At 30.7% G+C, this 18,879-nt stretch carries 19 protein-coding genes; 13 read left to right on the top strand and 6 right to left on the bottom strand.

Going from position 1 to position 18,879, the window contains the following annotated elements:
• Positions 1-4: 4 nt before the first annotated feature.
• The 3 genes from LOS89_RS06175 to LOS89_RS06165 form a co-directional block, all read right to left on the bottom strand.
• Entirely contained in the window at positions 5-1,132 is a 1,128-nt protein-coding gene (locus tag LOS89_RS06175; protein ID WP_231836961.1) for a WG repeat-containing protein, read from the bottom strand.
• Positions 1,132-2,295, bottom strand: a complete 1,164-nt coding sequence (locus LOS89_RS06170; protein ID WP_231836960.1) for a hypothetical protein — start codon at positions 2,293-2,295, stop codon at positions 1,132-1,134. Before LOS89_RS06170 ends, LOS89_RS06175 begins: the two co-directional genes overlap by 1 nt.
• Positions 2,296-2,418: 123 nt before the next feature.
• A complete protein-coding gene (locus LOS89_RS06165; protein WP_231836958.1) occupies positions 2,419-4,395 on the bottom strand; it encodes an alpha-ketoacid dehydrogenase subunit alpha/beta in 1,977 nt (658 codons plus the stop codon).
• A gap of 254 nt (positions 4,396-4,649) precedes the next feature.
• On the opposite strand from LOS89_RS06165, the gene LOS89_RS06160 reads away from it, so the two are divergent.
• From LOS89_RS06160 to LOS89_RS06110, 11 genes are all read left to right on the top strand, one after another.
• Complete coding sequence (locus LOS89_RS06160) at positions 4,650-5,603, top strand: isopenicillin N synthase family dioxygenase (RefSeq protein ID WP_231836956.1); 954 nt, start codon at positions 4,650-4,652, stop codon at positions 5,601-5,603.
• A 179-nt stretch (positions 5,604-5,782) separates the two neighbouring features.
• On the top strand, positions 5,783-6,178 hold the full coding sequence (locus LOS89_RS06155) for a GxxExxY protein (protein WP_231836954.1): 396 nt from the start codon (positions 5,783-5,785) through the stop codon (positions 6,176-6,178).
• Between the two features lie 150 nt (positions 6,179-6,328).
• Entirely contained in the window at positions 6,329-6,661 is a 333-nt protein-coding gene (locus LOS89_RS06150; protein ID WP_231836952.1) for a translation initiation factor, read from the top strand.
• 58 nt (positions 6,662-6,719) lie between these two features.
• On the top strand, positions 6,720-7,586 hold the full coding sequence (locus tag LOS89_RS06145; RefSeq protein ID WP_231836950.1) for a nucleoside phosphorylase: 867 nt from the start codon (positions 6,720-6,722) through the stop codon (positions 7,584-7,586).
• 106 nt (positions 7,587-7,692) lie between these two features.
• Positions 7,693-8,538, top strand: a complete 846-nt coding sequence (locus tag LOS89_RS06140; protein WP_231836949.1) for a substrate-binding domain-containing protein — start codon at positions 7,693-7,695, stop codon at positions 8,536-8,538.
• Positions 8,539-8,565: 27 nt separating this feature from the next.
• On the top strand, positions 8,566-9,495 hold the full coding sequence (locus tag LOS89_RS06135) for a transglutaminase-like domain-containing protein (RefSeq protein ID WP_231836947.1): 930 nt from the start codon (positions 8,566-8,568) through the stop codon (positions 9,493-9,495).
• A 38-nt stretch (positions 9,496-9,533) separates the two neighbouring features.
• Complete coding sequence (locus LOS89_RS06130) at positions 9,534-10,127, top strand: hypothetical protein (RefSeq protein WP_231836946.1); 594 nt, start codon at positions 9,534-9,536, stop codon at positions 10,125-10,127.
• An 11-nt stretch (positions 10,128-10,138) separates the two neighbouring features.
• A complete protein-coding gene (locus tag LOS89_RS06125) occupies positions 10,139-10,672 on the top strand; it encodes a hypothetical protein (RefSeq protein ID WP_231836945.1) in 534 nt (177 codons plus the stop codon).
• Between the two features lie 88 nt (positions 10,673-10,760).
• Positions 10,761-11,393, top strand: a complete 633-nt coding sequence (locus LOS89_RS06120) for a hypothetical protein (protein WP_231836944.1) — start codon at positions 10,761-10,763, stop codon at positions 11,391-11,393.
• A 153-nt stretch (positions 11,394-11,546) separates the two neighbouring features.
• Positions 11,547-12,017 carry a hypothetical protein gene (locus LOS89_RS06115; RefSeq protein WP_231836943.1) on the top strand — a complete coding sequence of 157 codons (471 nt, stop codon included), beginning with the start codon at positions 11,547-11,549 and terminating at the stop codon, positions 12,015-12,017.
• Between the two features lie 171 nt (positions 12,018-12,188).
• Positions 12,189-13,025 (top strand): SGNH/GDSL hydrolase family protein, encoded by an 837-nt coding sequence (locus LOS89_RS06110; RefSeq protein ID WP_231836942.1) that lies wholly within the window; start codon positions 12,189-12,191, stop codon positions 13,023-13,025.
• 137 nt (positions 13,026-13,162) lie between these two features.
• Here LOS89_RS06110 and ung read toward each other — a convergent pair whose 3' ends face one another.
• Positions 13,163-13,828, bottom strand: coding sequence for a uracil-DNA glycosylase (ung, locus tag LOS89_RS06105; protein ID WP_231836941.1), 666 nt, complete (start codon positions 13,826-13,828; stop codon positions 13,163-13,165).
• An 83-nt stretch (positions 13,829-13,911) separates the two neighbouring features.
• On the opposite strand from ung, the gene LOS89_RS06100 reads away from it, so the two are divergent.
• Both LOS89_RS06100 and LOS89_RS06095 read left to right on the top strand, forming a co-directional pair.
• Positions 13,912-16,080, top strand: coding sequence for an endonuclease MutS2 (locus LOS89_RS06100; RefSeq protein WP_231836940.1), 2,169 nt, complete (start codon positions 13,912-13,914; stop codon positions 16,078-16,080).
• Between the two features lie 59 nt (positions 16,081-16,139).
• Positions 16,140-16,562, top strand: coding sequence for a thiol-disulfide oxidoreductase DCC family protein (locus LOS89_RS06095; protein WP_231836939.1), 423 nt, complete (start codon positions 16,140-16,142; stop codon positions 16,560-16,562).
• A 256-nt stretch (positions 16,563-16,818) separates the two neighbouring features.
• Here LOS89_RS06095 and LOS89_RS06090 read toward each other — a convergent pair whose 3' ends face one another.
• Together LOS89_RS06090 and LOS89_RS06085 are read right to left on the bottom strand one after the other, a co-directional pair.
• Complete coding sequence (locus LOS89_RS06090; protein WP_231836938.1) at positions 16,819-17,565, bottom strand: T9SS type A sorting domain-containing protein; 747 nt, start codon at positions 17,563-17,565, stop codon at positions 16,819-16,821.
• Positions 17,566-17,638: 73 nt separating this feature from the next.
• Positions 17,639-18,805, bottom strand: coding sequence for a proline dehydrogenase family protein (locus LOS89_RS06085; RefSeq protein WP_231836937.1), 1,167 nt, complete (start codon positions 18,803-18,805; stop codon positions 17,639-17,641).
• Positions 18,806-18,879: the final 74 nt, after the last annotated feature.

The following is an 18,879-nucleotide window of genomic DNA, read 5'->3' as shown; positions in this document are numbered from 1 at the left end:
ATTTTTAATTTTTATAAATCACACCGTTTTCACCAATGTAATAATAACTATTGTCTTCAGTATTTGTAACCAATGCAACTACAAAATCATCATCTAATTTAATAGCAGTTTTAATCTCATTAAAATCAGAAAAAACAATTTGATTTGTCGACAAAAAGAAAACACCTTTTTTAAATTCTTTACTTACTTCTAAATAGTGATATTTTTTCTCAAAATTATCATATTCAGCTTGAAGCAATACATTTCCTTTACCATCAACTAATCCTTTTTTATTGTTCTCTTCAATAATTAAATAATGTTTTCTACCTTTTTTAAAGTCATTCAAATTAAAAAAGTACTCCAACTGTTTAAATTTAGGCTTAAATCCTATTTTTTCTTTTACATCCGAAAAGCCAAATAAGTTTTTCTTCTTTAAGAGAAATAAATCACTTTGGTATCGAATGGGAATTTTTTCTTCAAAATCTTTTGAGTTTTCATCTGAAGTATAATTAGCAACAGTGGTTTCTATTGATTCAAGTGCATCAACACTATACATGATTTCATCATTCGGATCTTCATAAATAGCGGTAAAAAGATATTGTGTAATCTTTTCATTGTTTACACGCCAACGACATTTTTTAGTACCTTTATCTTCATCTACAAATACAATTTGATCATAAACAACCGGAATAACAATTTTTCCATAAGCATCTGCTAATCCTATTCTATTATTTTTCTTAAGAATAAAAGAACCATTTAAAATATCATCAATTGCATCATACTCAAAAGGTAAAACAATCTGATTATCAGCCGAAACTAACCCCGATTTCCCTTGTTCATTAGTAGCAATAAAATGGAATGTATTATTAACATTTCTCACAAATTGATATGTTGAAGGCAGTAATATTTTGTTTTTCAAATCAATTACACCCATCTTTTTGTTTTGATACACATAGGCAAATGTCAAATCTTTCAATCCAACCGAACTCGTATTGAAAAAACCAACACTATCATAAACAGGTTGAATCATCACTTTTCCGCTTTTATCACTAAATCCCCATTTAGAAGACGAAACAAACGGAATCAGTTGGCTGTTCTGAGAAAAACCAAAAACGGTTACTAATAAAAATAGCTGCAATAATTTCTTGTTCATTATTTTTCTAAATTAAATTTAAAAGTTCCCAATTCGATTTCACTTGTATATTCTTGTTTTTCAAGATCTTTATTCAAATAAATACGTTTTGATAAAAATCCTTTAGAACTAACTTGATTTTGAAAATCAGGAAAGTCGTCACTATTTTTCTCTAGCAAAAACAAACCAAATTCATGGTCATATCCTGCAATTAGTTTTGTTGTTTTCAAACTTTTACCAATCACTTTTTCATTCAATTTCAAACAATCTCTTGTATCAAAACTAATTCCTTTCGTCATGGTTAATTTCCCATTTTCATAAGTTCCTTCGATAATTTGCCCTAGTTTTCTATTGGTATAAACAAATGTGTTTGATTTATCTAAAATCTGTAGCGTAATTGAATTGTCTTTATTGGCATAAATCAAAATATCCGTTTCATAAATACTTTTTCCTTTACTATCCTGAGCCGAAACTTTTGAAGTAATTTTATAATCAAACGACAAAGCTATTTTGCTTTCGGAGATATCTAATGGTTTTTCATTTGCTTTTGTTTCCCTTAAACAAGCCATAAGAGAATCTTTTGGTTCTTTAAAACTGACTAAAATATCATTCAAATTACTTTTATAATTCTTGTCTTCATCAACTTTAAAATCCGAAATATCAAACTCTACTCCCAAAATAGTTACCGCAACTATGTTACTGTTCTTTGGAAGATTTTGTAGCAATCCCATGTCGTTTAAATAACCTTCAAAACCAGATTTTGGTTGTACACCTGGTGCCACCCAAAGTTTAATATCAATTACATCATTATCAAAAGCATATAAATTGGCTTGTTGACCAAACATTAATTTTGAAATGTTTGCTTTGTAAAAACCTCCTTTTGGAAATGCTTCTTTAAATGTAAAATATGATAATTTATTTTGAGAGCGAACAACCACGGCATTAAAAGGTTTAAAATAAGCTAAAACTTTACCTGTTTTATTTCCGTAAAGCAAACGATTAAAAACAAAGTAATTGCCATTATCTAGGCTTGAAAATTTCAATTTAATTTTACTATCCGCTGTATTACTTGTTTTACTTTCATCAGCCAAAAAAAGATGTTTTGTAGAAACAGTATAAATTTTATTTTGTGCCGAAATAAAACTTGAGAATAACAGAAACAATCCAAAAAATAATTTATTCATAAGAAAATGATTCGATTTTGTAAATGTACTAAATGTATTACGGATTTAAAATAAATAGTAAATCAAATATGCCATAAAAAAAGACACCCGAAGATGTCTTTTTAATAATTTATTATTGTGAAATTAATAAGCCAATAATTCTTTTAATTCCTTTTCAAATCTACCTTTAGGTAAATATTGATCTTCTAATGTTTTCATGAATGGAATAGCCGATTCTAAACTTCCAACTCTTCTTACTGGAGCATCTAAATACTCAAAACAGTTTTCCATAATCATAGCTGAAATATCACTAGCAACTCCACCAAATAACGTATCTTCTTGCAGAATAATTACTTTATTTGTCTTCTTAACTGAAGCATAAATTGCATCCCAATCCATTGGTTGTAATGTTCTTAAATCTAATAAATCTGCTTTAATTTCTGGATTGTTTGCTAACGTTTCTAATGCCCAATGCACCCCTGCTCCAAACGAAATAATCGTTACATCATTTCCTTCTTTAATTAAAGACGCTTTTCCAAAAGGCAATGTGTAATAATCTTTTGGAACATCTTGATAAACACTTCTATATAATTGTTTATGTTCAAAGAATAATACTGGATTTGGATCATTAATAGCAGTATTCAACAATCCTTTCGCATCATAAGGAAATGCTGGATAAACTACTTTTAAACCTGGTGTTTTGGTAAACCAAGCCTCATTTGTTTGCGAATGGAAAGGTCCAGCTTGTGTACCACCACCACAAGGCATACGCACCACTACGTCTGACTTTTCTTGCCATCTGTAATGTTGCTTTGCTAATAAGTTTACTATTGGATTAAAACCTGTTGAAACGAAATCAGCAAATTGCATTTCCATTACCGCTTTATATCCATTAATTGATAAACCATTTGCAGCTGAAACAACAGCACTTTCACAAATTGGTGTATTTCTAACTCTTTCTTTACCAAATTGCGCTACAAAACCATCTGTAATTTTGAAAGCTCCACCATATTCTGCAATGTCTTGTCCCATGATAACTAAATTTTCATGGCGTTCCATAGACTGACGTAAACCATTCGAAATCGCATCAATCACACGGATATTTTCTACTTCTGAAGATGGATTAAATTCCTCAAAATCATAAGGTTTATAAACATCACCTAATTCTTCTTCTAAAGAGGCTACGATTGCAGGTTCTTCCTGAACTTTAGCCCAATCGGTATCAATTTCTTTCTTAATTTCAGCTCTAATTGCTTCATCTTCTTCATCCGATAAAACAGCTGTTGCTTTCAAATAACTTCTATAATTTTCTACAGGATCTTTTACCGCCCACATGTCCATTAATTCTTGCGGAACGTATTTCGTACCACTCGCCTCTTCATGACCACGCATTCTAAACGTTTTAAATTCTAATAAAACAGGACGTGGATTATCTACCATTGAAGCTTTTAGTTCCGAAATCAAATGATAAACTTCTAACAAGTTATTTCCATCTACAACATGACTTTCCATTCCGTAACCTACACCTTTATCAGCAAGGTTTTCGCAACGGTATTGCTCATTTGTTGGAGTTGATAATCCATAACCATTGTTCTCAATCACAAATAAAACCGGTAATTCCCAAACAGCAGCAATATTCAATGCTTCGTGAAAATCACCTTCAGATGTTGCTCCTTCGCCAGTGAAAACAGCAGTAACTTTACCATTTTTTCTTAATTTATTAGCTAAAGCGATTCCGTCAGCAATTCCTAATTGTGGACCTAAATGCGAAATCATTCCAATAATCTTGTATTCTTGGGTTCCAAAGTGGAAACTTCTATCACGACCTTTTGTAAATCCGTTTTTCTTTCCTTGCCATTGTGAAAACAAGCGATGCAACGGAATTTCTCTTGTAGTGAATACACCTAAATTTCGGTGCATTGGTAAAATATATTCATCTTTATCCAAAACTGAAGTAATACCAACAGATATCGCTTCTTGTCCGATTCCTGAAAACCATTTTGATACTTTCCCTTGACGGATAAGAATCAACATCTTCTCTTCAATTAGTCTTGGTTTTAATATTTTCTTATATAAATCAAGTAGTTGTGAATTCGATAAATCTTTTCTTTCAAAGTTCATGATAATGGAACGATTAAATTTTGCTCAAAAGTAATAAAAATAACATTTTGAAAGCAAAATGTTATAAAAAATAAAACACAAAATAGATGTTAAATTTACAATCTAAATAAACCTTCAAAAGCAATCTGTTGAGTTTAAATAAAATACATTTTTTAAATGTTAATAACTTTACTTTTTTGATATTAAAATATTTATTTACATTTGTATTTACTTGGGTTAAAGCCCATTTGATTTATTAACAATAAAGTTTAAGTATGCAACAAATTCCTAGTGTTGACTTACGTGATTTCCTGTCGGATGATCCGGCACGTAAACAAAAATTTGTAAATGAAATCGGAAAAGCCTACGAAGAAATTGGCTTCGTAGCATTAAAAGGTCATTTTTTAGATGACAAATTAGTAGAAGGTTTGTATTCAGAAGTGCGTAACTTCTTTAATCTTCCACTTGAAACCAAAGCTAAATACGAAATTCCAGGTATTGGCGGACAAAGAGGTTATGTTTCTTTTGGTAAAGAACATGCTAAAGGTCGCTCAGCTGGAGATTTAAAAGAGTTTTGGCATTTTGGTCAGTATGTTTCTGAAGGTTCTAAATGGGCTGGAGAATATCCTGATAATGTTGATGTAACTGAATTACCTAAATTCAACGAAGTTGGTAAAGAAGCTTATCAAATGCTAGAAAAAACTGGTGTTTATGTTTTAAGAGCTTTAGCACTTTACATCGGATTAGATGAATTGTACTTTGACAAATTTATCAAAGATGGTAACAGTATTCTAAGACCAATCCACTATCCTCCTATTACTGATGAACCTAAAGATGGTGCCGTTCGCGCAGCAGCTCACGGTGATATCAACTTGATTACCTTATTAATGGGTGCACAAGGAAAAGGATTACAAGTACAAAATCACAATGGCGAATGGGTTGATGCGATTGCACAACCTGACGAATTGATGATTAATGTTGGAGATATGTTATCTAGACACACTAATAACAAATTAAAATCTACAATTCACCAAGTGGTTAATCCACCAAGAGAATTGTGGGGATCTTCTCGTTATTCAATTCCTTTCTTCATGCATCCAGTAAGTGACATGAGTTTAAATTGCTTATCTGAATGTATCGATGAAAAAAATCCTAAGTTATACGAAGACATCACTGCTGGTGAATTTTTAACTGAAAGATTAATTGAATTAGGATTGATTAAGAAATAAATAATTTTATAATGGATAGAAAAGGCATTGAGTTTTCTTGATGTCTTTTTTGTTTTTAAACACAATAACAGGTTTGCCTTTGGAACACAGATTGAAGAAATCTTAATAATTTTAAAAATTTCTTAAATCCCTTTTCAAATTAATAAAAATTAAATATTTAAACGCCATACAAAGTAATTATGAAAAATTTTCCGCATCAAGAATTAACTAAATCTATAATTGGGATTTATTACAATGTTTACAATGAATTAGGTTTTGGTTTTTTAGAAAAAGTATATCATAAAGCATTGCTAATCGAACTCAAGAATAATGGTTATAAAATTGATTCTGAGAAAAAAGTGAATGTATATTATAAAAATGAAATTGTTGGAGAATATATCCCAGACATAATTATAAATGATTCTATAATTGTTGAATTAAAATGCGTTGAATACTTAACCGATATTCATGAAAATCAATTATTAAATTATTTAAAAGCAACCGATTGTGAAGTTGGCTTAATTTTAAATTTTGGGAAAGACCCGCAATTCATTAGAAAAATTTTCACAAACGATTTAAAGAAGAAAAAAAGATAATTAAATTTGAATATTGATTATATAGATTTATTGATTTTTTAAGATTTCTCAAATCTGTGTTTCAAAAAATAAAATAATTAATTAAAATTAAATCATTCAGATTATAGAGATTATTAAAATTTTTCTAATCTGTGTTCCAAAAAATTAAAAATGGATTTAAGCGAACAATTAAATAAACTATTTCCAGACCATAAAGTTTCTAACGAACCGGAAGCTACTGAGGATATTCCTCATGAGTTATTCGTTCAAAAAGAACCAATGATTTGTAAATATGAAAAGCGAAAAGGAAAACCTACCACTATAATTTCTGGTTACGAAGGCGAAGAAGAAGATTTTAAAATCTTAGCAAAAGAAATCAAAAGCAAATTGGCTGTTGGCGGAAGCTTTAAAGATGGCGAAATAATCATTCAAGGCGATTATCGTGATAAAATCATGAAAATTTTGCAAGACAAAGGATTCAAAACTAAAAGAGTTGGTGGTTAAAAGTTAATGGTTGAACTACAAACAAAACAACAAACTATTAACAATAAACAATTAAAAAATGATTAAAGATTCAGAATTAATATTAAACCCTGACGGAAGTGTTTATCACATCAATTTAAAACCAGGACAAATTGCAAATGATATCATTTTCGTAGGTGATCAAAATCGTGTTGAAAAAATTACAAAACATTTTGATTCTATTGAGTTTACTACTCAAAAACGCGAATTTAAAACACAAACAGGAACTTACAAAGGCAAAAGAATTACGGTTATTTCAACTGGAATTGGTCCAGATAACATTGACATCGTAATGAACGAATTAGATGCGTTGGTAAACGTTGATTTAGCAACAAGAACCGTTAAAAAAGAATTAACTTCATTGAACATTGTTCGTATCGGAACTTCGGGTTCGTTACAAGTGGATATTCCAGTTGATAGTTTTGTAATGAGTCAGTATGGTTTAGGATTAGACAATATGCTTCGCTCTTATTTAATTGATGAAATTTCGGAAACTGAAATGGAAGAAGCGTTTATTGCTCAAACAAATTGGGACATGAGAAAAGGTCGTCCGTACGTGATTTCTTGCAGTAAAACTCTAGAAAAACGTTTAGAAAGCGAAATAATTTTCAAAGGATTCACAGGAACCGCTGGCGGATTTTACGGTCCACAAGGTCGTGTGGTGCGTTTAGGCATTCAAGATCCTGAGTTAAATGCTAAAATGGATAGTTTCAATTTCAACGGAACGCGAATGACTAATTTAGAAATGGAAACTGGAGCTATTTATGGTCTAGGAAAATTATTAGGTCATAACTGTTTATCGTTAAATGCTATCATCGCTAACCGTGCAACTGGTACTTTCAGTGAAGATCCATATAAAGCTGTAGATGAGTTGATTGAATATACATTGAATAAATTAGTAAATTAATCAAAAGGAACACAGATTTAAGAAATTTTTAAAATTTAAATAATTTTTTTAAATCTGTGTTCCATAGACTTTTTCAACATCAAGTTTCGATTTTAGATTAAAAACTATGAAAACTATAAAGATTGCAGGCGTCCCAGAGCATTTCAACTTACCTTGGCACATGTGTATCGAAGATGGCGAATTTGAAGCCGTGGGAATCGATTTACAATGGACTGATGTTCCAGAAGGAACAGGTAAAATGTGTCAAATGCTTCGTGATGGAGAAACCGATATTGCTGTAATTCTTACCGAAGGTATTATCAAAGACATCGCTGCTGGAAATCCGAGTAAGATTGTACAAGTTTATGTGCAAAGCCCTTTAATTTGGGGAATTCACGTTGCTGCTAATTCTAATTATAAAACACTTTCCGATTTAGAAAACAAAAAAATAGCCATTTCTCGCATGGGTTCGGGTTCGCATTTGATGAGTATTGTGAATGCGCAAAATCAGAATTGGAATACTGAAAATCTACAATTCGAAATCGTAAATACCATTGATGGCGCGGTTGAAAGTCTGACTTCAGAAAAAGCGGATTATTTCATGTGGGAACGTTTTATGACACAACCATTAGTGGATAATGGTATTTTTAGAAGAATTGCCGACTGCCCTACTCCATGGCCTTGTTTTGTAATTGCAGTTCGTAATGAAGTTTTGGAGCAATATCCAAAAGTAATTGAACAAATTTTAGATATAATCAATACGACAACTGAGGAATTTAAAATGATTCCAAGCATTGACAGAACCTTAGCTTCCAAATACAACCAAAAAATAGAAGCAATTCAGGAATGGTTAAAATTAACGCGTTGGTCCCAAAAACAAATGACGAACCCAACATTAGATAAAATAATGGAACAGCTTTTGAAGCTTCAAATTATCGAGAAAAAACTTCCAAAAGAGTCGATACTTAAATAATTCCGTATTTTTATCGTTTTAAACGAAATGACAATTAAAATTCCCACTATAGCAGAACTCAAAGAAAAGCTTTCTTTACCGAAGCCATGGGATAATGTTGTCATATTTGTTTTAAATATTCTTATTGCTATACCTACCTTTTTAATTGCCCATCAAAATTTAGTAGATTTAGACTGGGTAATACATTTTGATAGAATAATTATTTTTGTAGTGATTGTGGTTGCGATTCAATTACTGTTGCGATTGGTAAAAACCATAATTATCTTAATTATTTTTATCTATATAATCGCTTTGGTTTATGGAACCTTATTTGGAAATTATGGCTTTAATAGAGTTTTTGAAGATTATCGTTACATGATTTATTCTATGAGTGAAAATCCAAATCCTCAAGATTTAATTATTGCCAAGTTGCTCCCTTTTCCTAACAAATCTAAAATTATTGATGCTGTAGATTTCACCAATCCAAAAGTTAGAAATTTTGCCTTGTATGCCACTACAAAGCATTTCAAAGAAATTAAGCAAACAGGTGAAACCCGTAGAATGATTCAATGTTTTGCTGTTTTTAAAGAAATTAGAAATCACTGGAATTATGTTAATGATCCAAAAGGAAGAGAATACATTGCTTATGCTTCCGAAAGTTTGCAACATTTTTCAGGTGATTGCGACGATCATGCTATTCTTATGGCAGCTTGTATTAAAGCAGTTGGAGGAACACCAAGAATTATTCACACAGGTGGTCATTTATATCCTGAAATGTTAATTGGTAACAAGAACGATTTAGAAACCGCAATTTACCTTATTAAGGAAGAACTTTTTAAGCAAGAAAGTCATAACCAACAAATTCATTATCACATTGATGAAAGAGGTCAAATTTGGATGAATTTAGACTATACTGCCACATATCCGGGAGGTAAATTTATGAGTGAAGAAATTTTAGGAGCTCTTACTTTTAATTGATAATATTTTCTATATTTACAGAAATATTATCCCTATATATGAAAAAAATAAGCTGTTTATTTGCACTCTTCCTTGGCTTTAGTGCTTTTTCTCAAACTAACGAAAAGCCTATAAATGATTCGATAGTACCACTAGTTTTATCTAAAAAAAACGAAATTAAGTTAGATGCATTAAACTTAATTGCAAATGGAAGGTTAGGCATTTCATATGAACGTTTTCTAAACAAAAATGTTTCTGTCGGTGTTACAGGAATCGTTTTCAATAAAAAAAGTAAAACCGATGATTTTCTAACAGACGATACTCGTACATTAATTGATTATCAAGTAATACCTTATGTACGTTATGCCATGTCTAAAAGCGCTACTAATTTATATTACTTAGAAGGTTTTGTGAATGTTAACGGTGGAGAATTTAAAGAATTAACTACGTTAAATAATGGTTCTGCAGATTATGTAGTAGTTACCAAAAATGATTATAACGATGTGGCTATTGGAGGTTCTATAGGATACAAACTGTATTTTAAAGAAAGCTTTTTGTTAGATTTAACGGTTGGAATTGGGAAAAACTTATTCAATGAAGATAGCCCTTCTACTGTTGCACGTTTAGGAATAAATTTAGGATACCGATTTTAATTGAAACCATCATGAAAAAACACATATACTTTTTAAAAATAGCAATCATCGCCTTATTATTTACAGGATGCACTGAAAATGATGATGAATTTTTTGCGGCAACAACCGTTATTTCAAATAATTTAATTGAGGTAAATGCATCAGGAAACCAAGTAAATGTTTCTTGTTTTTATCCAAGGATATTACCACAATCTGGAGGCAATCCATTTGATTTATATTTAACAACTACTTCAAGAAAGTTCTTTTTTAATTACACTTTAGAAAAAAAGAACGCAAATGGTGTTTGGGAATTTATAGCACCATCAAACATAACGGTAATTGAAGGTGAAAACCAAGTGGGGAGCTATATTTCTGGTATACCCGTTTTAGACGCGTTAGATACCAACTACGAATATGAGGTTGATATTACATTAACGGCAGGTCAATATCGTATTAAAATTGAACCTGAAATTGCTTCTTTGAATTCTGAAAATGCCGTGATGGTAACAATTAAAACCACAACAGCGGGTATACCGTCAAATACTTTAGAGTTTACGGTGAATTAATTTTATATAAATTGTTGTATAAAGTTGATGATATTTATTAGATGTGCTTCATTTTAGCCCAACGAAACGAAAACTAAATTAAAAACAAATGAATCAGAATTTTGAAACTAGATTAAAATATCTAAACGATAAAATAGATAATACTTTAGGTGTTTTAACAGGTAATTATTCAAATTTTACTGAAAAGTTCACGACAAATAATTATCTCCGTCTTAAATCAACTTTGAGTGACATAAATAATGTTTTAACACTAAAGTTAACATTGAGTTTCGTAGATACATTATGTGAGAAATTTGGGTTTTCTGATGAAACTAAACTTGAATTGAAAACGAAGGTTGACGCGATTGGTCCAAATACAAAAGGTTTTGATATTGACTTTGAAAATCCAATCAAAATATTAGCTGAAGTGAAATGTATAACAACTGAAAATAATCGATTCAGTGCGATTCAGAAAAAAAATTTATTTGTTGATGCACATAAACTGAAATATAAGGAATGTAAAATTAACCAAACTGAATATTATAAATTTATTGTAGTTTTAGATTGTGGAGATGAAACAGACAAATGTATTGAAGCATTTCTTAACTATAAATCCAAAAAACTAAACGAAGAACGAACGAAAAGAATGCAAGTTATCAATGATATAGTTTTTCTTAATTATAACTTTAGAAAAGAAGAATTGAACAAAGAAAAAATCTATATTATCAAACAGAAAATATAAAAACGAACGTACAACACGCATTTGGCAAGATTACGAATTTTGTAGTAAATTCACATTTACATTTCGCAAGAAGTTTAGTGGTAACAGAAAATACTCGGTTACGAAGCTCGCAACCTCGCAAAACGTGGGAACGTTGTGTAACATTTTAGCCTGATGAATAATTTTAAGATATTTTTACTTTTGCTACTATACAATTCTTGTATTTCACAAGTAATAAATCCTGCGATAAAAACGATTGACACTTCGAAAGTTGCAATACTACCATTTAAAAAGAATTCTAAAACTTATTTTGAAAACTGTACTGAAAGTAAACTATCTTTAAGTGAATTTCTTTACGCTGAAAACGAATTGGTAAAAAAAGTTAATAAATACAATAAAAGTGAAAAAAGAAACCCAACAATTCACTTTGGTACAGATTATATAAATCTTGAAAATTATCATAGACAATATTTGGTGTACATAAACAAAAATGGACAAAAAGAAGTTTATATTAATTGTTTTTGTGAAGAACCAGCTGAAAATTGGAGAGAATATTTAGTTGACGTCGATGATGGTGGAAATTGTTTTTTACAATTAAAAATTAATTTAACAAAAAAGAAAATTGGACAACTTGAAACGAACTAAAAAAACTTTACACAACAGCATTTTACTTCAATGAATAATTCAGAATTTTCTTACCAAAAATCAGCTGCTGAATGGAATGTTTTGTTATATTCGTAATGGCTTTGTGTTGGTTCAACACCACTAAGAGCAAGTTGCAGAACGTTGCTAGTAATTAGAGAAAAACCATGATTTATGAAAAAAATTCTGCTGATTTTAATAACACTAACTACAATTAGCTGCAAGTCGCAACATAAAAAAACGGCGAAAGAAATAAATGTATTATTTATTGGGAACAGCTTAACATATTTCTACGATATGCCACAGACTTTACAAAAAATGCTGAATGAAACAAACCCCAATATAAGAGTTGAACAAAGCACTTTTCCTGGACAATCATTAGATGGACATTTATCTGATATAATAACATCGAGAACGGAAAACGGAATTAATACAAGGCAAAAAGAAGAAGGCGAAAAAACAGAAACGGAAATTAAGATTGCTGAGAAAAAATGGGATATAGTTATTTTACAAACTGGAACTATAAGTGTTTTAATTCCTGAAAACCGTGAGCTTATTACAAACAAAGCAATTTCTGAAATCAAAAAATTGGTTTCTAATCCGAATTGTAAATTCATACTATTTAACACTTGGCCATCCAAAAACGAATATCCTCAACAATATTGCTATCCATCAAGAATGATAGACAAATCAATATTAAAAGAAAGATGTTGTTCGCCTATTCTTGAGAATTTAGAACAAGAAATCAATTTAATTAATGAATCTTACGATTCAGTTGCACGGAAAAACAACTTGTTAAAATCTGACAATGGAAACAAATTTTACGAGGTTTTGACAAATTATCCCGAAATTGAACTTTATGAAGATAATAGTCATCCTAACAAATATGGAGCTTTTTTAAACGCTTGTGTTTTTTATCAAATGTTAACAAACAAAAAAGCTTATGAATTAAAATTTAACGGAGAAATCGAACCAAAAATTGCGGAACTATTAAAACAAGTTGCGGAATAAAACTTTACACAACACCGTTTTACTTCAATAACTACTTTCCAGATTTCCTACGGAAAATCCGCTGCTGAATGGAATGTTTTGTTATATATGTTATGGATTGGTGTTGCATTTACACCACATTTTTAAGACACAAAACGTTACCACTCAATCTCACCTTTCCCATTTTCTCTCAAATATGCATTCGTTAATTTAAAATGGTTATTTCCAAACCACATACCTCGGTTAGCACTTAAGGGTGATGGATGTCCACTTTCTAATACCAAATGTTTATTTCGATCGATAAGTTTACCTTTTTTCTGAGCAAAACTGCCCCAAAGAAGAAAAACCACATTTTCAGATTTCTGATTAATCAAATTAATTACAGCATCGGTAAAAACATTCCATTTCAAGTGCTTGTGGCTATTAGCCTGATCTTTTCTTACCGTTAAACCAGCATTTAGCAACAATACTCCTTGCTTTGCCCAACGTTCTAAATTACCCGAAGTTGGAAAAAGAATTCTATCATATTCGTTATTAATTTCAGTAAAAATATTTTTCAACGAAGGTGGAATCGCTACACCATCATTCACCGAAAAACATAAACCATTCGCCTCTCCAGTTCCATGATACGGATCTTGTCCTATAATTACCACTTTCGTATCTTGAAAATCAAACTGTTCAAAAGCAGAAAAAATCAATTCGTTTGGCGGATAACAAGTGCTATTAGCATATTCTTGCTCCACTTGATGCATGAGTTCAACAAAATATGGCTTCTGAAACTCAGTAGCTAATAAGGCTTGCCAAGTAGGGTTTTTGATAAACATTTTATAATTTTTACCAAAAATATAAATTTCTGTTGCAATATGGATTTATTACTTTGTAACTTTGACCTAAGAGAAAAAGAAAAATGATTTCGATTACAGAAAAAACGCTACAAGATTTAGAATTTAATACGATTTTAGAAACCATTGCTAGTCGCTGCAACACCGATATTGGAGAAGCTAAAGCAATGGAAATAACTCCGTTTAAAAATAAAGAAGAATTGCTAATTAACTTAAAGCAAACTTCCGAATATTTATCCTCATTTTCCAATAATAACGCCATTCCAAATCACGGATTTGAGAATATCAACTACGAATTAAAATTCTTAGCTATCGAAGATAGTTTTCTTGAAGTGGGTAGTTTCAAAAAAATTGCGAACCTTTCGGAAACGGCGATAACAATGATTCAATTTTTAAAGAAATTTGAAGATTATTATCCCAATCTATATCAAAAAGCATCGCAAATTGATGTTGTAAAACTCATTATCCAACGCATTGATGAAGTGGTTGATAAATTTGGAATCATCAAAGACAATGCTTCGCCTGATTTAGTGGATATTCGACGAAGTATTAATGTGGTACGAGGTAAAATCAACCAAAGTTTTGGTATGGCATTGAGCCAATATAATTCGTTAGGTTATTTAGATGACATTAAAGAAACAGTAGTTGAAAATCGTAGAGTTTTAGCTGTTTTAGCGATGTATCGAAGAAAAGTAAAAGGTGCTATTTTAGGAAGTTCTAAAACAGGAAGTATTGCCTATATTGAACCAGAAGCAGCCCAACGTTATTCGCGTGAATTAAACAATTTAGAATATGAAGAGCGTGAAGAAATCATGCGAATTTTAAAGCGTTTGACTAATGAAATCCGTCCGTTTACGGAAACAATAGCAGCTTATCAAGACTTTTTAAGTGATATTGATGTTATTGCTGCGAAAGCCAAATATGCTAACAAAATCAATGGAATCCTTCCCAATATCATCGAAGAAAAACGATTATTTTTTAGAGAAGCCTTCCATCCTATTTTGTATTTAAACAATAAAGAAAAGAAAGCGGTTACCTATCCGCAAACCATCGAATTACATAATAAAAGTCGTATTATAGTGATTTCGGGACCAAATGCGGGAGGAAAAACGATTTCATTAAAAACCGTTGGATTACTTCAATTAATGTTACAAAGCGGGATATTAATTCCGGTTCATGAGCGTAGTGAAACGTTTTTATTCGATAGAATTTTAACAGATATTGGCGACAATCAATCTATTGAAAATCACTTAAGTACTTACAGCTACCGATTGAAGAATATGAATTACTTCTTGAAGAAATGTAATGCAAAAACCTTATTTTTAATCGATGAATTTGGAACAGGCTCTGACCCCGAATTAGGAGGTGCTTTAGCTGAAACTTTCTTGGAAGAATTTTATGCTCGAGAAGCTTTCGGAATTATAACAACACATTACAGCAACTTAAAAATATTAGCTAACGAACTGCCTTATGCTTCTAATGCTAATATGATGTTCGATGAAAAATCGCTAGAACCAATGTACAAACTAATTTTAGGTCAAGCTGGTAGTTCTTTTACGTTTGAAGTTGCTCAGAAAAATGGTATTCCATACGGATTAATTAATCGTGCTAAAAAGAAAATTGAGGGTGGAAAAGTTCGTTTTGATAAAACCATTGCTACACTTCAAAAAGAACGTTCAAAACTTGAAAAAACCTCTCTTACTTTAAAAGAAGAAGAAAGTAAAGCACGTGAAGAAAGCAAGAAAATGGAGAACATAAATGCTAAAATTCAAGATAAATTAGAGCGTTATCAAGAACTGTATGATGCTAACCAACGTTTGATTTACATTGGTCAAAAGATTGATGATATTTCGGAGAGTTACTTTAACAACAAAGACAAAAAGACTTTAATTGGTGAGTTTTTAAAAATGGTTGAAATTGAAAATTCAAAACGTAAAAAGCTTACTGCAAAAGAGAAAAAAGTAAAAGAAGTCATTCAGAAAAAAGTCGAAGAAGAAGTAAAAGTCAAAGTCGAAGAAATTAGAGCGGTAAAAAAAGAAAAGAAAATTAAAGCTAAAATTGAAGAAGAAAACAAACCAAAAGTCATTCTAAAAGTTGGTGATCGTGTGCGCATGAAAGACGGAAAAGCTATTGGTACAATTGATACAATTGAAAAAACAAAAGCAACTGTAAATTATGGTATTTTCACTTCTAAAGTTAGTTTAGATCAATTGGAATATGTACAACCAATATAACTCAATATAGAATAATATATTTTAAATTTTGAAATTGTTATTGAACTTGAACTTAATTTATGGAAATACAAGATTTACCTTTAGATAAAAAGATAATATTGTTTGATGGCGTTTGCAATTTATGCGATACTTCAGTTCAATATGTCATAAAACATGATAAAAAAGATGTTTTCAGATTTGTATCATTACAGTCAGAATTAGGACATAAAATTTTAAAACATATTGGAATTAATCCTATTCATACGGATAGTATCGTGTTGTATGAACCTGGAATTTCCTATTATTACAAATCAACAGCTGCTTTGCAAATTGCAAAAGGATTGAGTGGTATTTTTACTTTAGCAACTGTTTTTACGATATTACCGACGGGAATAAGAGATTTCGTTTACGATTATGTAGCAAAAAATCGCTACAAATGGTATGGTAAAAAAGACGCTTGCATGATTCCAACAACTGAATTAAAAGCTAAATTTCTCGAATAAATTTACATGATAATTATCAGGTAATAAATAAATGGTTACATTTATATTTGTGTAAATTCTAACCTTTGTAACTATGGCAAATTTATTATTACCACTTTATTCACACAGTAATGGAACATTTATTATGATTATTGTTTTTACGTTGGTGTGTCTAGGATTAGTTGGCGCTATAATGCTAATGATGAACAGTGATAAAAAGAAAAAAAACGACCAGTAATTAGCTGGTCGTTTCTATTTTAAATCTATTTAAAAGAAATTATTGTTTGATGAATTTCTTAGTTGTTTTTCCTTCAGAAGCTTCGATAGTTACAAAATAAACTCCTGCATTTAAATCAGCTACATTAACTTGAGTTAATGAACCTGTTTGATTTTTAACTACTCTACCATTGATATCTGTTATAGAAATACCTTTAACATCAAAATTATTTGAATTAGAGATATTTAAAACATTAGATACTGGGTTAGGATAAATTGTAAATGAGTTTGAATTAAAGTCACTCGCAGAAGCAGGTGTTTCAGTAACACCATTTAATGTAATTGAAATATTGCTCCAAGTTCCAGAATTCGTAGGAGTTTGAGCATCTGCATAACCATTACCTAAAAAAATTGCATAAGCTGGGTTAGCTGTAAAATCAATTCCTGAAGCTAAAGTTATAGTTCCTGATACAACAGTTCCAACAACATCTGAACCGCCATTTGGCCAAGATTGACGATCTGGAGCTCCAAAATTAGAATATCCTCCACCTTGAAAAAGAAAGTTTGCAGTTGATAATGAATTTCCATCTGCAACAGCAATTGTTAAATCATCTGCATAAGTTTCATTTACAGATGCTGTTAATGTTGCTGTAATTGTTACACTAGTTAAGGTACCTTGTAAATCTCCTGCATCATATAACATTCCAAAAGAGGCACCACCAAATGTAATTGGACCAGTTATGTTAACATTTACTTGAGCAAATGAAAATGCAGAAAATAAAGTAAATAAAAGTAAAGTTTTTTTCATACTATAAAAGTTTTATGATTAATGAATCAAATTTAATCTTTTATTTGTAAAAAAAAACAACTTTAAGAAAATATTATAATTTTCTTCTCTCCTTTTCTTTTTTAATCAATGTTAACTCTCTACTTGTCTGTCCTGCAACCGAAGTATTCTCTTCCGCTCTTCTTATTAAATATGGCATAACATCTCTTACAGGACCAAATGGTAAATATTTAGCAACATTATAACTATTAGCAGCCAAATTAAAACTAATATTATCGCTCATTCCTAATAATTGACCAAAGAAAATACGTTTGTCATTTTTAGCAATTCCTTTTTCTTCCATTAATTGCATTAACTTATACGAACTTTCTTCATTATGGGTTCCAGCAAAAATTGCCATTTTGTCTATATTTTCAACCATATATACCACGGCAGCATTATAATTAACATCTGTTGCTTCTTTCGAAACACATATTGGAGATTTTAATCCACGCTCTGCTGCTCTATCATTTTCTTTTTCCATGTAAGCCCCACGAACCAATTTCATTCCAATATAAAAACCTTCATTTTTTGCTTGCTCATGCAAACCTTTCAAATAATCCAAACGATCCCAACGATACATTTGCAAAGTATTAAAAACAATAGCTTTTTGTTTGTTGTATTTTCGCATCATATCAGCCACAATAGCATCAGCTGCATCTTGCATCCAACTTTCTTCCGCGTCAATTAACAATAAAACATCTTTATCAAATGCTAATTTACAAGCTTTATCAAAACGTGCTACTACTCTATCCCATTCTGCTTGTTCATCATTAGTTAAGATAGCTTTCTCACCTACTTTTTCATACAAACTCAAACGTCCAAAACCTGTTGGTTTAAATACCGCAAACGGAATAGCTTCGCGCTCTTTAGCAAACTCAATTGTTTTTAATGTCATTGCCAAAGCTGCTTCAAATTGCTCTTCTTCTTCTTTTCCTTCAACCGAATAATCCAATACAGAAGAAACTCCTTTTGTAAACATTTTATCCACTACACGAAGACAATCATCTTCATTAACACCACCACAAAAGTGATCAAATACGGTAGAACGAATTAATCCTTCAACAGGTAAATGGGCTTTTAAAGCAAAATTTGTAACTGCGGTACCGATTCTAACTAATGGCTGACTATCGATTAATTTGAATAAAAAATAAGCTCTTTCTAATTCGGTGTCACTTTTCAAGGCAAAAGCAACTTCTGTATTGTTAAATAAAGTGTTCATTGTATTTTTAATAAAAAGTGATACAAATATACTGCACACTTATCGAATAATAAATAAAAAATGACGTATTTTGC

Source organism: Flavobacterium channae (genome assembly GCF_021172165.1).
Classification (GTDB): Bacteria; Bacteroidota; Bacteroidia; order Flavobacteriales; family Flavobacteriaceae; genus Flavobacterium; species Flavobacterium channae.
This window is presented reverse-complemented; position numbering and strand designations above follow the sequence as displayed.